The following is a 14,018-nucleotide window of genomic DNA, read 5'->3' as shown; positions in this document are numbered from 1 at the left end:
GCGCGGTCGGGCGAGTAGTAGAACATGGCAGCCGGCGGCGCGTGCCCGGCAAAGGGACGGTCGTCGCGCACATAGGTCCAGACGCGCCCCGTGCGCGTCTTGCCCTTGGCCAAAACCGGCACCGTGGTGTCGTCGGCGTGGATGCGCTCGCCGGCAAGCACGTGCGCCTTGATCGCCTCGACCAGCGGCATCAACGTCGCAGCCGCCGCGCCGACCCAGTCGGCCAGCGTCGAGACGTCCAGCGCCACGCCCTCATGCGCGTAGGTCGTGCTCTGCCGGTTGAGCGGCAGATGCAGCCCGTATTTGGCGAACAGGATGTGTGCGAGCAGGCGCGGCCCCGCACGTCCGCGCGAGATCGGATGGAACGGCGCCGGCGGCTGGCTGATCGCCTCGCAGCCGCGACAGGAGAACTTCTCGCGCACATGCTGGATCACCTTCCACTGCCGTGGCACGAGCTCCAGCGTCTCGGTGACGTCCTCGCCGATCTTGCGCAACCTGTCACCGCCGCAGCACGGACAATTGGCCGGTGCGGGATGTACGACGCGCTCGCGCGGCAAGTGCTCGGGCAGCGGCCGCCGTGCTGGGCGCCTGCGTTCGAACGGATGGACATTGATCGTCTCGGCCTTGGCCCGCTCGGCGGCCATCTGCGCCGCAGCTTCAGCCTCGGCCGCATCCTCTTCGAGATCGGCGAGTTCGAGCTCGAGTTGCTCCAGCACCGACGCCCGCTCCGACGACGGCCCATACTGCTCGTGCTTGAGCTTGGCGATCGTGAACTTCATCTGCTCGATCAGGAGCGTGCGGGCGCGGACCTCGGCTTCAAGATTGCGTGCCTTGGCTTCCGCCGCGAGCTGCGCCGCCTGACCGGCGAGCACCAGCGCCTTCAGCGTCGCGACATCATCGGGGAGCGAATCGGCTGTGATCATCGCGGGAGATGGAATCACAGCGCCGGTCGGCGCGCATCAGCGCTGTCACGTTCGAGCGCTCAACCAACAGCTTCCGGCCGCCACGTCCGCTGCGGATGCCGCCAATCGATGCCTTCGAGCAGATAGCCGAGTTGCGCCGGCGTGATTGTCAACGCTCCGTCCACAGCCTGTGGCCAGATGAAGCGGCCACGCTCCAGCCGCTTAGCGAACAGGCACATGCCCTGGCCGTCGTGCCACAGCACCTTGATCAGGCTGCCGCTGCGGCCGCGGAACACGAACAGATGGCCGCCATGCGGATCGCGCTTCAGCGTCTCTTGGACCAGCAGCGCCAGACCGTCGAAGCCCTTGCGCATATCCGTGTGCCCGGTCGCCAGCCAGACCTGGGTGCCGGAGGGGATCGGGATCGTCATCGCGAGCCCACCCGGAGCGCCGCGATCACCGCCGTCACCGTCGCGGCATCCGCCGGGCCGCTGATCCGGATCTTCGTCTCAGTCCCGATCTCGACCTCGATCAGCCCTTGCGTGCAGGCTGGCGCCGCATGCGGATCGGCCGCGATCGTCACCGCGGCAAAGCCGGGCGACGGCGTCTCCTTCCCGCACAGCTGCTGACGCCAGCGGAACACCTGACTGGAATGCACACCGAACGCTCGCGCCACGCCCAGGATCGTCGCGCCTGGCTGCAACGCTGCAGCCACGACGCGCTCCTTGTCCGCCCGCGACCAGTGCCGGCGCCGCCGCTCCGACGTGATCACTTCCACTTCCGACTTGGCCATAGGACTAGCTCCAGGACTAATCCTATGGCTTCGCGAAGCCTCACTGCCGACGCAAGGCGGCCGTCACCGGGGGGTTACATCGCAGGCGCACAAGCGTGTGATCGTGCTCCGCGGAACCGATTCAGGCGCGGTTCATTCCCCAGAACGTACGCAATGCTGCGCTGTCTGTCGTCGTAGCCATTGTCCCACAGGAGATCCTCATGCGCATGTTCGTCCGGACCACCTTCGTCGCGCTGGCCATTGCAGGCTCGGGCGCCGCGATGACGGCCCTTGCAACGCTTCCGGCCCTTGCGCAGGCGGCCAAGGATTCCCCGGCGCAACCGCCGGGTCCGACCATCAGCCAGCCGCCGCAGCTCAAGCAAATCGCCCTGACCGACAAGCAGATCGAGAACGTTCTGGCGTCGCAGAAGGACATGGACGCGATCACCGACAAGCTGCCGGACAACGCGCCGCCGGACCAGAAGGTGGTGACGCAGCTCGACGGCGTCGCCAAGAAATACGGCTTCGCCAGCTACGACGATTTTAACGTCGTGGTCGACAATATCAGCCTGGTGATGGGCGGCATCGATCCGAAGACGAAGAAGTATGTCGGCCCCGAAGCCGTCATCAAGGACCAGATCGAGCAGGTCCAGGCCGACAAGAAGATGAAGCCGGACGACAAGAAGCAGGTCCTCAACGATCTCAACGCGGCCCTGAAGGCGAAGCCGCCGGAGGTCGAGAACAAAGGCAACATCGATCTCGTCGTGAAATATTACGACAAGCTTGCCGCGGCTTTCGGCGAGGACGACAACTAGACGAGCGTTTGGAACAGCTCGTTTCCGGGTCGAGTTCTCGCCATCTCCACCGCCGTCAAACTTCGCGAAGCTGGGCATCCAGTCCTCCGCGGCAGAAGAGATTTCACCGAGGTGTCACGGCGTATTGGATCGTCCGCTTTCGCGGACGATGACAGCCAGGGTTATATGATCAGTGTGCCGGGACTCGGAAACGCCCGTCTAGGAACAGCGGCTGCTAGGGACAAAAGATTCGCCTCTCGCCTACAGGCCACCAAGCCCCGACCAGCGGTCGGGGCTTTTTTATGCGGCTCGCGCGAGCGAGGCGCGCGAACGCTCACCGGGCGAACGCCGTCTCCATCTGCTTGCGATACTTCACTGTCTCGTCCGCCGCATCGGCTGCGACGTCGCTCCAACGCACCACGTGGCCGTGCGCAACGTCGTTCACCAGCTTGACCCGATGCGCCAATCCAATTGGCAGCGCGCCGAGCTGCAGGCTGGCGCTGGCGGGCATCACCTTGCCCCACACCGTATAGCCACCTTCGCCATCGAGGATCTCGCCTGCGCGCAGATCCTTCTTGGCGACGGCGACGACATCGCCGCGGAAGCAGAGCGGCTGCCCAGTTGGTTCGCTGCGTAGCGCGGCCGAAAGCACCGACACGTTCAGCTCGAGCCCGATCAGATGATAGGGCTTGTACATCGCGGCGTAGCGCCCGGTCGCGTCGGTCTTCAGTCCGTATTGCTTGAAGCAATCCGCAGCGTAGTCGTTCGGTGCTTCGAGCACGACATAGACACCCCAGCGTAAATCACGAAACACCGGGCGACCGTCGCGCTCGAGCGACGACACCACCTCGACCATGCCGGAACGCTCCAGCACGCCGCCGCGCTCGCGCGGCCGGAGCACTTGCGGCAGGTCGTCGACGCCGCAGGGCGGAAACAACAGGCCGTCGGACGGCACGTCGAGTCCGGTCGCATTGGCGATCGCCGCCATCTCGATGGCCGACTTCGTGCCGTCGAGAAAGGAGTTGAACATCTGCGGGTTCATGCCGCCGGACTGCGCCTCGCCCGCGGTAAGCCCGTAATGCTGCCAGACGCCATCGGGCGTCACGTCGTGATAGGCCGGCAGATATTTGGTGCCCTTGCCCGCGGCCACGACATGAAAGCCGGTCGCGCGCGCCCAGTCGACGAGCTCGGCCGTCAGCGCCGGCTGGTCGCCATAGGCGAGCGAATAGACCACGCCGGCCTTGCGCGCCTCGTCGGCCAGCAGCGGCCCGGCGAGCACGTCGGCCTCGACATTGACCATCACGATGTGCTTGCCGGCCCTGATCGCCGCGCGCGCATGCCGGATGCCGGCAGCCGGACTGCCGGTCGCTTCGACGACGACATCGATGGAGTCGGCGAGCGCCTTGGCGCTGTCGGCGCTGAACGTCGTGCGTTCGATCAGCTCGGCGCTCCAGCCGACCGTGCGGCAGGCTTCGCGCGCCCGCTGCGGATCGAGATCGATGATCACGGGCACGTCGAGACCGGCGACATTCGGCACCTGCGACAGGAACATCGAGCCGAACTTGCCAGCGCCGATGAGTGCGACGCGCACCGGCTTGCCGGCAGCGGCGCGGGCTTGGAGGAGGGCGTGGAGGTTCATTCTGTTATCCGGCTTCAAGGATTGTCGTGTGACAGGCAGCTACCAACCCAGTCGTCATGGCCGGGCTTGACCCGGCCATCCATCTCCTCACAAGGCTCGCTCTTGCTCAGAGGATGGATGCCCGGGTCGAGCCTGGTCGAGCCCGGGGCATGACGACCTCTTTTGTGGCGAGCGCTGTGCCTTACTCCGCCGCCTCGCGATGCGCCCGCGCCAGCTGCAGCAATGCATCGTCCGGCAACGTCTCGATCGGCGTGAAGTCGCGATGCGCGATGTACTCCGGCCTCGTCGGGGTGCGAATGTGGTTCGAGACCGCGTTCAGCGTCAGGTACACGATCTTACGCGGGTAGGGCGTGATGTTGCCGGCGGAGCCGTGCACGAGATTGCCGTGGAACATCAGCATGCCGCCGCGCTTGCCGGTCGGCGCCACAATGCCGCCTTGGGCGACCAGCCGCGTCACCGTCGCCTCGTCGAGCGTCCACAACGGATAGGACGTCGTGGCCAGATCGTGTGAGGCCTCGAGATCGCCTTCGTGCTGGCTGCGTGGCACCAGCATCAACGGGCCGTTGATCGGCATCACCTCGTCGAGGAAGATCGCGATGTTCATCGCGCGCGGCTCCGGCATGCCGTCGTCGCGCTTCCAGGTGCCGTAGTCCTGGTGCCACTGCCAGACGTCGCCGGTGAAGGCGGATTTGGCGTTGATCTTGAACTGATGCATGTAGAGCTTCTCGCCGAAGATCTGCTCGATCGGCTCGATCATGCGCGGATGCGCCGCGAGCACGCGGAACGCGTCATTGTACAGATGCGCGGCAAACGCCGTGCGCGGTACGCCGCTCTTCTCGCGCCAGACCTCGGGCCTGTCGGCGGCGTAGATCGCCTCCGCCTCGCGGGCGAGGAAGGCGGTCTCCTCCGGGCTGAACAGTTCCGGCAGGAACAGCCAGCCCTCGCGGTTGAAGAATGCGATCTGCTCCGGCGTCAGCTTCATGGTGGCCTCTCTTGCTCGTTTCCTCTTGGAGGCGCCCGGTCTTCGCCGGGCTGCGTCCGACGCGAAGCTACATCTTCTTGCCCTGCTCGATCAGCATGCGGGTCATCAAATACAGGCGAGGGACGATGGTGGTCGCGTCGATGTACTCGTTGTGCGCATGGTAGTTGAAGCCGGCGATACCAAAACTCTCGACCACGATGGCCTTGCCGCTGCGATTGGCCAAGCCGGCATCGGTGGCGCCGCCGGTCATGTCGACCAGCGCGAGCGGCCGTTCCATCTCGGCGTAGATCGCCTGCGCCTCCTTGCCCAGCGCACGGCCGCGCTCCGAGGCGATGAAGGGCGGACGGCCCTTGTCGATCCTGACCTTGACCTCGGTGTCCGGCACGAGATGAGTCTTGATCGTCTCGTCCAGCGCGGCCTGCAGCTTCTCGACGCCGTCGGCCACCGTGAGGCGCACGTCGCCGCCGGCGCTGGCCTTCTCGGGAATCTGGTTGCGCACGGTGCCGGCGGTCGCGGTCGTCCAGTTCAGCTGCGTGCCCGGGATCGACTTGGCGATATCCCTGGTCTGCAGCAATTGATGCGACAGCTCGATCAGCGCGTTGCGGCCGCGCTCAGGGGCGGCGCCGGCATGCGCGGCGCGGCCGGTCACCTCCATCGTGGCGGTAGCCGTGCCGCTGGCGCCGAGCAGCAGGCTGTCGACCGGCGCGGCAGGCTTCGCCGCCGTCGGCTCGCAGGACAGCACGACGTCGTGCTGATCGGCGAGCTCGGCGATGAACTCGCCGGAGCCGATCGAGCCCACCTCTTCGTCTGGATTGAAGGCGACGGTCAGCCTGGCGTAGTCGCGCCAGCCCATGTCCTTCAGGATCTGCAGGCTGTGCAGGATCACCGCGATGCCGCCCTTGTCGTCGGCGATCCCCGGCCCGTAGATCAGGTCGCCTTCGACATGATAGGGCTCGGTCTTGAGAATGCCGGGCTGATACACCGTGTCCATATGCGCGATCAGCATCAGCTTGCGGCGGCCGGTGCCCTCGAAAGTGCCGATCACCATGTCGGCGCCGACGCCCCGCGTGGTCTTGCGCCGCTCCGTGGTCGCGCCGAGCGCCTTGAGCCGGGCTTCGGTGAGGTCGGCCATCTTCTTCAAGCCCTCGACGTCGCTCGATCCGGATTCGATCAGCACCATCTCGCGCAAGCTGTCGATCACCGCCGGCTTGGCCTGCTCGGCGGCGGCTCTGATCTTGTCGTCGGGCGCCGCGTATGCGGCAGAGACGGTGGCTGAACTTGCCAACAGGACGAGGGCGGCAAGGCGGGAGGTCGAAGGCGTCATCCGGGGTCCTTGTATTCAGCGGCTCGCGGCGGGCCTCGCCCGGCGGCGGCTGTCGACATTGGCAGAATCCGGGTGGATCGCAACATTCTCCAAGCCTATTTTGACCGGCAGATGATACGGGGCAGAGCGACGAGGAGCCCGCCATGACAGACCACTTCATGACAGACCAGTTGATGTCAGACCAGTTCATGACAGACCAGAGCTACGCCATGTTCGAGACCGCGATCGGCACCTGCGCGATCGCCTGGGGCCCGCGCGGCATCAACGCGGTGCAGCTGCCGATGGGCGGCGTGGCGCAGCTCCGCACGCGGATGCAGCAGCGCTCCGCCGGCATTGACGAGGCTGAGCCGCCGCAGCATGTGCAGCGCGTCATCAGCCGCATCACGGCGTTGCTGGCCGGAGAGCCCGATGACCTCACCGACATCGATCTCGACCTCGACGGTGTCAGCGCCTTCCAGCGCGGCGTCTACGCCATTGCGCGCCGCATCCCGCCCGGCCGGACCTTGACCTATGGCGACATCGCCAAGCAGCTTGGCGGCGTCGAGCTGTCGCGCGAGGTCGGCCAGGCGCTCGGGCGCAACCCGTGCCCGATCGTGGTGCCCTGTCATCGCGTGCTGGCGGCAGGCAACAAGCCGGGCGGCTTCTCCGCCAATGGCGGCGTCGATACCAAGCTGAAGATGCTGGCGATCGAGGGCGCGGCGGTGAACCACCAGCCCAGCCTATTCGATTAAAGGCGCAGCTCGGAGGCTCACTTAGCTGTCGTCACCCGCGAAAGCGGGTGACCCAGTATTCCACCGGCGGTCGTTTTCTGCGGAAAGTTCACGGCGTACTGGATGCCCCGCCTTCGCGGGGCATCCAGTGGCGTTAAAGTCAGACCGCCGCGCAGGCGAATGCGTTGCCCTTGCGCCCGATGCGGCCGATGGAGGGCGAGGGGAAATGCGCCGTGCAGCACAGCGTCGCCGTGCCGCAATAGCGATCGAGAAAAGCGCGTCGGGTCAGGGCGGCGAGCTTGCCGTCGACGTCGAACTTCGGTGACAGCTCGGGATAGGCCAGCTGCAGCGGCGAATGGATCAGATCACCGGCGAAGACTGCGTCGTCCCTCTCCTTGCCGACGGCGATCGCGACATGGCCGGGCGTATGCCCCGGCGTCGGCAGCAGGCGAACATGGTCGCCGATCGCGAAGTCGCCGCCGACGATATCGGCGCGGTTGGCCTCGACGACCGGCAGCACGCTGTCGGCAAAGGGCGGCACCTCGGCCTTGGCGTTCTGCGCCACCCAGTAATCATATTCGGTTTGCGCGAACACGTAGCGCGCCCGGGGGAAGGTCGGCACCCAGCGGCCGTTGTCGAGCCGCGTGTTCCAGCCAACATGGTCGGTGTGCAGATGCGTGCACATCACGACGTCGATGTCGTCGACCGAAACGCCTGCGGCGGCGAGCGCCCGCATGTAGGTCTCGTCGCTCTTCATGTTCCAGACCGGCCGAGCGCGCGGCTTGTCGTTGCCGATGCAGCTGTCGATCAGGATGGTGTGGTGAGGCGTCTTCACCACGTAGGACTGGAAGCAGAGGATCAGCATATCCTGTGCGTCCAGCGCCTTCGCCGCTTGCAGCGCGGTGCGCTCGGCCGCGAGCATCTCCGGCGTGAGATCCGGAAACATCTCGCGGGCCGGCAGGAACGTGGTCTCCTGCTCGATGATGCGATGGATGGCGGTGTCGTTGATCGAGAATGTCAACACGGGCACGTCTCTGCGAAACGATCAGGCCGCCGGCGGCACCGAGATCTTCACCGACTCGCGCTGCATCGTCTTCTGATAGAAGGCCTCGAGCGCCGGATATGCCTTGCGCCAGCCGCAATCGGCAAAACGGAAATCTGCGTAGCCGAGCACGCAGACGAGGCCGATCGACACGATGTCGAACGGGCGCGTGAGCAGGTCGCTCTGCCCATTGAAGCGCGCCATGCCCAGCCATGCGCGGTTCCAATGGTCGTCGGACCACGCCTGCCAGCGCAGGCCCTCCGGGCGCACCAGCGCCTCGTAGCGGCACAGCAGCATGGAATCGAGCATGCCCTGCAGCATCGAGTGCTCGCTCTTGACCTTCCAGCGCGACGGGCCGGAGGCGGGGATCAGCTTGTTGCCGCCAGCGAGCTCGTCGAGATATTCAACGATGACGTAGGAATCCAGGATGACGTCGCCATTGTCGAGGATCAGCACCGGCAGCTTCTTCAGCGGCGTGATCTTCGAATACTCGTCGTTGGCCTGACCGGGCACGACGGCCGCTGGCACGAACGCGAGTCTGTCGATCAGGCCGAGCTCGATGGCGGCGATGCGCACCTTGCGGGCGAATGGCGAGGCGGGCGAGAAGGTGAGTTTCATCGACGTCTTCCTGTTGGCTCGATGCGGATTGTTGTTCGTCATTGCGAGGAGCGAAGCGACGAAGCAATCCAGAGTCCCGAGGTTGCTCTGGATTGCTTCGCTTCGCTCGCAATGACGGAGGGTGACGTTAAGCCTCGACGATCACGCCTCGACGATCTCCTGGCGCTGCTCGCCGAGGCGCTCGATGCCGAGCGTCACGACGTCGCCGACATTGAGGAAGGTCGGCGGCTTCATGCCCATGCCGACGCCCGGAGGCGTGCCCGTGGTGACGATGTCGCCCGGCAGCAGCGTCATGAACTGCGAGACGTAGGAGATGCACTTGGCCATCGAGAAGATCATCGTCGCGGTGGTGCCGGTCTGGCGGCGCTGGCCGTTGACGTCGAGCCACATCGACAGGTTCTGCACGTCCGGAATCTCGTCCTTGGTGACCAGCCACGGACCGACCGGACCGAACGTGTCGTGCGACTTGCCCTTGGTCCACTGGCCGAGGCGCTCGATCTGGAAATTGCGCTCGGAGACGTCGTTGCAGATCGTATAGCCGGCGACGTGGTTCAGCGCGTCGGCCTCGGACACGTACTTCGCGCGGGTGCCGATGATCGCGGCGATCTCGACCTCCCAGTCGAGCTTGGTCGAGCCGCGCGGCTTCTCGACCTGGTCATAGGGGCCGCACAGCGAGGTGTTGGCCTTGAGGAAGAAGATCGGCTCGGCCGGGATCGGGTTGCCGGTCTCCTTGGCATGATCGGAGTAGTTGAGGCCGATCGCCACGAATTTCGAGATGCCGGTGACGGGCGCGCCGAGGCGCGGCGTGCCGGAGACGGCGGGCAGGGAGGCCGGGTCGAGCGCGGCGAGCTTCTTCAGGGACTCCGGCGCATAGGCGGCGCCATCGAGGTCCTTCACGTGGGCCGACAGGTCGCGCAGCTGGCCGGAGGCATCGATCAGGCCCGGTTTTTCCGCGCCTTTGTCGCCGTAGCGAACGAGCTTCATCTGGTTTCTCTCCCTCAGTTCCTTGGTATTCCAGAGCCCTGTCATGGAGCATGGCGGGACGAAATTCAACCTTGCGGGCTATGCGCTGCCGCTGCCCGGCACTGCCTGAAAGCGGAACGCCGCGCCGTCGCGGCGGATCTGACCGGCATCGAAATGGCCGCCGATCACCAGCGTGCCGGTATCGGCGAAACGCGAGAACAGCGCCTGCCGGGTGGCGATGGCCTGGGCAGGGTTGAAGTCGACGGTCGAGCTCCAGTCCAGATGTGCCATCTGGCAGGGATGATGTGCGACATCGCCGCTCAGCAGTGCCTCCGCACCACCGGAGCGGATGTGCAGGCTGACATGACCGGGGCTGTGGCCCGGCGTCGGGATCAGCGTGATCTCGTCGCTGATGACAGCGTCGCTCGCAACCAGCTCGGCCCTGCCGGCCGCGACGACCGGCTGCACGGAATCGGCGAAGGTCGCGGTTTCGTCGGCAGCCTCGCTGTAATCGCGCCAATGCTCATATTCAGTGCGGCCGAACACGTAGCGTGCGTTGGGGAAGGTCGGAATCCAGCGGCCGCCGACCAGCCGCGTATTCCAGCCGACATGGTCGACGTGCAGATGCGTGCAGATCACCATGTCGATGCTCTCGGGCGGAAAGCCGGCCGCGCTCATCGTCTCCAGGAACGGCGTGCTGCGGCCGTTCCACACCGGCACGCTGCGGCCCTGCTTGTCATTGCCGAGGCCGGTGTCGACGACGATGCGCCGCGTCGGGGTCTCCAGCACCAGAGTGTGGATCGACATCTTCAGCTTGCCTTCGGCCGTGGCGAACTCCGGTGTGATCCAGGGCAGCGCGCGGATGGCCTCGGGGGCCGACTGCGGCAGGATGAAGCGGGTGCCGCCGACCGTTTCCAGCTCGGCGAATTTGGTGATCCTGACCCGGCCCACCGTCCACTGCATGCGCGCTCCCCGCTTGTTTCTTCGCTGCAAGTGACGATGCCGCGTCGCGCGCCGCAGCGCAATGGATCGAGTCGCGGGAACACGCGTTGTCGTGGCCAGTCCACGAGGAGACATGTCATGCCAGAGTTGACGATATCGCCCGAGAAAGTGGCATTCCTGATCGAGAAGGCGCGCGAGTTCGACGTCAAGGAGCAGGTGAGCGACCCCGACTCCGGCTCCAATGCCGCCGACGACGACATGATCGACGTGCTGGAGGATACTGGCGACGATCCGGTGGTGCGCGAGATCACCGGTTTCATCAATGCCATGAGCGAGGACGAGCAGGTTGATCTCGTCGCCCTGATGCGGCTCGGCCGCGGCGACGGCGACATCGACGAATGGGACGATCTGCGCCGCGAAGCCGCCGGCCAGCGCGACCGCCACACCGCGCGCTATCTGCTGGGTGAGCCGATGCTGGGCGACCTCCTGGCGGAGGGCCTTGACGCGTTCGGCATCGACTGGACGGACGCACGCACGACGGCGGATTCGTCGAGCCCGAGCGAGCGCGACGAGGATGAGATCACGAAGCAGTAGGATGAAGGAAGGACCGCGGGTGGCGCGACGCCGTACGACCGGTCACGACACGTCAGCTCGCTCGCCGGAGGCAAGCTTTTCCCGCAACGGAAGTGCGCTCCCTCTCCCCGTTCTTCACGGGAGAGGGTTGGGGTGAGGGGCAGCCGCACGGGCGGTGTGAGAAGGGCACACGCGCCGGGAGTGTTCGCGGACGGACCTGTACCCCCCGGATCGTATCTGGCGATGCGATCCGACCTCTCCCCGCAGGCGGGGAGAGGCGCAGACCGAACAAGCGGCGAGAGCTCTTTACTCCACTCTTGCAATACGACCTACAGCGTGCCCGGGAATGCACCACCGTCCAGCAGGATGTTCTGCCCGGTGATGTAGCCGGCCTTGGCGGCGCACAGGAAGGCACAGGCGAGGCCAAATTCTTCGGGATCGCCGAAGCGGCCGGCGGGGTTGGTCTTGGCGCGGTCGGCCAGGATCTGCTCCGGCGTGACGCCGCGCTTCTCGGCTTCGCCCTTGGCTGTCGAGCGCAGCCGGTCGGTCTCGAACGGGCCCGGCAGCAGCGCATTGATCGTCACATTGTTGATCACCGTCTTGCGCGACAGGCCGGCGACGAAGCCGGTGAGTCCGGCGCGGGCGCCGTTGGACAGGCCCAGAATGTCGATCGGCGCCTTCACCGCGGCCGAGGTGATGTTGACGATGCGGCCGAACTTGCGCGCCATCATGCCGTCGACGGTCGCCTTGATCAGCTCGATCGGCGTCAGCATGTTGGCATCGAGCGCCTTGATCCAGTCGTCGCGGGTCCAGTTGCGGAAGTCGCCGGGCGGCGGGCCGCCGGCATTGTTGATCAGGATGTCCGGATCCGGGCAGGCTTTGAGCACGGCGGCGCGGCCTTCCGGCGTGGTGATGTCGCCGGGCACCTCGGTCACGGTGATGCCGGGATTGGCGGCGCGGATCTCCGCCGCGGTCTTGGCCAGCGCCTCGGCGCCACGCGCGGTGATCGTGACGTCGACGCCCTCATTGGCCAGCGCGATGGCGCAGGCGCGGCCCAAACCCTTGCTGGAGGCGCAGACGATGGCGCGGCGGCCCTTGATCCCGAGATCCACGATTGATCACTCCGATATGTGTGGGGTGGAAAAACGATGGGTGCATTCTAACCAACCGGACCGCGGCTGATAAGAGCAGCCGGCCTGTGCCGAATTGCATGGCTCTGAGCGCACGTCGCGCAGCATCTTTTCGGAAAACCGGCTCGCGTTTTTCCGGATCGACCGTCAGATCCGCCGTTCCTGCTTCAGGCGATCGATCAGGCTCGCCACCTCCGGCGGCAGCGAGCGGAAGCCTTTCGCGCCCGCGAGCGAGAGGATCGGCCGCAGCCGCGAGCCGTCCAGGAAGCGCGGCTGGCGGTCCGGCGGGACGATCCGGTCGAACACCAAAACGAGCGTGATCGCAACCATGCCGACGCGCACCGCGCCGAGCAGGGCGCCGGCGAGCCGGTCGCCGAAGCCGGCGTCGGGGCCGATCGCCTCGTCCAGCATCATGCGGCCGACCTTGCCAAGCGCGACGCCGATGACCAGAAAGGCGGCGAAGAACTGCAGCCAGTTCTGCGCCAGCGGCGCGCCATGCACGTCCTGCAACTGCGGGCTCATCGCCGCGACCGCGCCCATCGCCAGCGGCATGGCCAGGAGATATGCGAGGATCGTGATGGCGCTGCGCAGCAGCCCGGTCGAGAAGCCGCTGTAGACGGCAATCATGAGGGCGGCACAAGCGGCGAGGTCGAAACTATTCATGGCTGTTATGCTGTGGTTGTAGACAGCCCGAGTAAACAAATCCGGTTTGCGCTGCTTCAAATCGTCTGTATCAATGCGCCGCAACAAGAGAGGAAACACGAGGGTAATATCATGTCCGACCTGTTCGATGTCAGCCGTGAGGTGATCCTGATCACCGGCGCAAGCCAGGGACTCGGCCGGCAGTTCGCGCGGGTGCTGGCGGCGCATGGCGCAGCGGTCGTGCTCGCGGCGCGGCAGATCGGCAAGCTCAAGGCACTGGAGGACGAGATCAAGGCCAAGGGTGGTCGCGCGGTCGCGGTCGAGATGGACGTGACGAATACCGCCTCGATCGCAAGAGGCCTCGATGCCGCGGAGGCCGCGCTCGGCCCGGTCACGGTGCTCGTCAACAATGCCGGCATCGCAGTCGAGAAGCTCGCGCTCGAACAGAGCGAGGCCGACTGGGACGCCGTGATCGGCGCCAATCTGAAGGGCGCCTATTTCGCCGCGACCGAAGTCGCGCGCCGCATGATCGCGCGGAAAGCGCCGGGCAACATCATCAACATCGCCTCCGTGCTCGGCTTGAGCGTGGTGAAGTTCATCGCGCCCTATGCGATCTCCAAGGCCGGCGTGGTGCAGGCGACCAAGGCGCTCGCGCTGGAGCTTGCCAGCAACAACATCCGCGTCAACGCGCTGGCGCCGGGCTATATCGACACCGACATCAACCACGATGTCTGGGAGACGCCGGCCGGCGAGAAGCTGATCAAGCGCATCCCGCAGCGCCGCGTCGGCCATGAGAGCGATCTCGACGGCGCCATCTTGCTGCTGGCGTCGAACGCCTCGCGCTACATGACCGGCAGCGTCATCACCGTGGACGGCGGCTTCCTGCTGACTTGATCCATTCGGATTTGAATCAATCCGGCAAAGCTTCCTCAAAAGGCGTGCGGTATTGCTGGCGGGATCTCGAGGGAGACCTGTCGGCAGGATG

Annotated in this window: 16 protein-coding genes (1 of these 16 cut by a window edge); 4 read left to right on the top strand and 12 right to left on the bottom strand. The window is 65.9% G+C overall.

Going from position 1 to position 14,018, the window contains the following annotated elements; genetic code table 11:
* The 3 genes in view from BRADO_RS29880 to BRADO_RS29870 are tightly spaced (at most 59 nt apart) and all read right to left on the bottom strand, a layout consistent with a single transcriptional unit that may run on beyond the window.
* On the bottom strand, positions 1-923 hold the 5' portion of the coding sequence (locus BRADO_RS29880; RefSeq protein WP_041755978.1) for an IS66 family transposase. It extends 685 nt beyond the left edge of the window; 923 of the gene's 1,608 nt are visible here — the first part of the coding sequence; the start codon lies at positions 921-923; its stop codon lies off the left edge, out of view.
* Positions 924-982: 59 nt separating this feature from the next.
* A complete protein-coding gene (gene tnpB, locus BRADO_RS29875) occupies positions 983-1,333 on the bottom strand; it encodes an IS66 family insertion sequence element accessory protein TnpB (RefSeq protein WP_011923537.1) in 351 nt (116 codons plus the stop codon).
* Entirely contained in the window at positions 1,330-1,695 is a 366-nt protein-coding gene (locus BRADO_RS29870; RefSeq protein WP_011923536.1) for a transposase, read from the bottom strand. Before BRADO_RS29870 ends, tnpB begins: the two co-directional genes overlap by 4 nt.
* 200 nt (positions 1,696-1,895) lie before the next feature.
* Between BRADO_RS29870 and BRADO_RS29865 the strand changes: the two genes are divergently transcribed.
* The gene (locus tag BRADO_RS29865; RefSeq protein WP_012029941.1) at positions 1,896-2,489 is read left to right on the top strand and encodes a hypothetical protein; all 594 of its coding nucleotides are present in this window, start codon (positions 1,896-1,898) and stop codon (positions 2,487-2,489) included.
* 313 nt (positions 2,490-2,802) lie between these two features.
* Here the strand turns inward: BRADO_RS29865 and BRADO_RS29860 are convergent, their stop codons facing one another.
* The 3 genes from BRADO_RS29860 to BRADO_RS29850 all read right to left on the bottom strand — a co-directional run bounded on the left by BRADO_RS29860 (position 2,803) and on the right by BRADO_RS29850 (position 6,413).
* A complete protein-coding gene (locus BRADO_RS29860) occupies positions 2,803-4,107 on the bottom strand; it encodes an NAD(P)H-dependent oxidoreductase (protein WP_041757141.1) in 1,305 nt (434 codons plus the stop codon).
* 181 nt (positions 4,108-4,288) lie between these two features.
* Entirely contained in the window at positions 4,289-5,089 is an 801-nt protein-coding gene (locus BRADO_RS29855; RefSeq protein ID WP_012029939.1) for a phytanoyl-CoA dioxygenase family protein, read from the bottom strand.
* A 67-nt stretch (positions 5,090-5,156) separates the two neighbouring features.
* A complete protein-coding gene (locus tag BRADO_RS29850; RefSeq protein WP_012029938.1) occupies positions 5,157-6,413 on the bottom strand; it encodes a M20/M25/M40 family metallo-hydrolase in 1,257 nt (418 codons plus the stop codon).
* 188 nt (positions 6,414-6,601) lie between these two features.
* Here BRADO_RS29850 and BRADO_RS29845 point away from each other — a divergent pair, with 188 nt between their 5' ends.
* On the top strand, positions 6,602-7,144 hold the full coding sequence (locus BRADO_RS29845) for a methylated-DNA--[protein]-cysteine S-methyltransferase (RefSeq protein WP_041757839.1): 543 nt from the start codon (positions 6,602-6,604) through the stop codon (positions 7,142-7,144).
* Between the two features lie 139 nt (positions 7,145-7,283).
* Here the strand turns inward: BRADO_RS29845 and BRADO_RS29840 are convergent, their stop codons facing one another.
* The 4 genes from BRADO_RS29840 to BRADO_RS29825 all read right to left on the bottom strand — a co-directional run bounded on the left by BRADO_RS29840 (position 7,284) and on the right by BRADO_RS29825 (position 10,709).
* Positions 7,284-8,147 (bottom strand): MBL fold metallo-hydrolase, encoded by an 864-nt coding sequence (locus tag BRADO_RS29840; RefSeq protein WP_041757837.1) that lies wholly within the window; start codon positions 8,145-8,147, stop codon positions 7,284-7,286.
* 21 nt (positions 8,148-8,168) lie between these two features.
* On the bottom strand, positions 8,169-8,783 hold the full coding sequence (locus BRADO_RS29835) for a glutathione S-transferase family protein (protein ID WP_012029935.1): 615 nt from the start codon (positions 8,781-8,783) through the stop codon (positions 8,169-8,171).
* Positions 8,784-8,924: 141 nt separating this feature from the next.
* A complete protein-coding gene (locus tag BRADO_RS29830) occupies positions 8,925-9,767 on the bottom strand; it encodes a fumarylacetoacetate hydrolase family protein (protein WP_012029934.1) in 843 nt (280 codons plus the stop codon).
* 78 nt (positions 9,768-9,845) lie between these two features.
* Positions 9,846-10,709, bottom strand: a complete 864-nt coding sequence (locus BRADO_RS29825; RefSeq protein ID WP_041757140.1) for an MBL fold metallo-hydrolase — start codon at positions 10,707-10,709, stop codon at positions 9,846-9,848.
* A 117-nt stretch (positions 10,710-10,826) separates the two neighbouring features.
* Between BRADO_RS29825 and BRADO_RS29820 the strand changes: the two genes are divergently transcribed.
* Entirely contained in the window at positions 10,827-11,282 is a 456-nt protein-coding gene (locus BRADO_RS29820) for a DUF3775 domain-containing protein (protein WP_012029932.1), read from the top strand.
* Positions 11,283-11,590: 308 nt separating this feature from the next.
* Here BRADO_RS29820 and BRADO_RS29815 read toward each other — a convergent pair whose 3' ends face one another.
* Both BRADO_RS29815 and BRADO_RS29810 read right to left on the bottom strand, forming a co-directional pair.
* Complete coding sequence (locus tag BRADO_RS29815; RefSeq protein WP_012029931.1) at positions 11,591-12,373, bottom strand: SDR family oxidoreductase; 783 nt, start codon at positions 12,371-12,373, stop codon at positions 11,591-11,593.
* Between the two features lie 165 nt (positions 12,374-12,538).
* Positions 12,539-13,054, bottom strand: a complete 516-nt coding sequence (locus tag BRADO_RS29810) for a CvpA family protein (RefSeq protein ID WP_012029930.1) — start codon at positions 13,052-13,054, stop codon at positions 12,539-12,541.
* 111 nt (positions 13,055-13,165) lie between these two features.
* Between BRADO_RS29810 and BRADO_RS29805 the strand changes: the two genes are divergently transcribed.
* A complete protein-coding gene (locus BRADO_RS29805) occupies positions 13,166-13,927 on the top strand; it encodes an SDR family oxidoreductase (protein WP_012029929.1) in 762 nt (253 codons plus the stop codon).
* The last annotated feature ends 91 nt before the right edge of the window (positions 13,928-14,018 follow it).

Source organism: Bradyrhizobium sp. ORS 278 (assembly GCF_000026145.1).
In the GTDB taxonomy this organism is placed as follows: domain Bacteria; phylum Pseudomonadota; class Alphaproteobacteria; order Rhizobiales; family Xanthobacteraceae; genus Bradyrhizobium.
The sequence above is the reverse complement of the archived record's forward strand: the minus strand, read 5'-3'. Positions and strand labels throughout refer to the sequence as shown.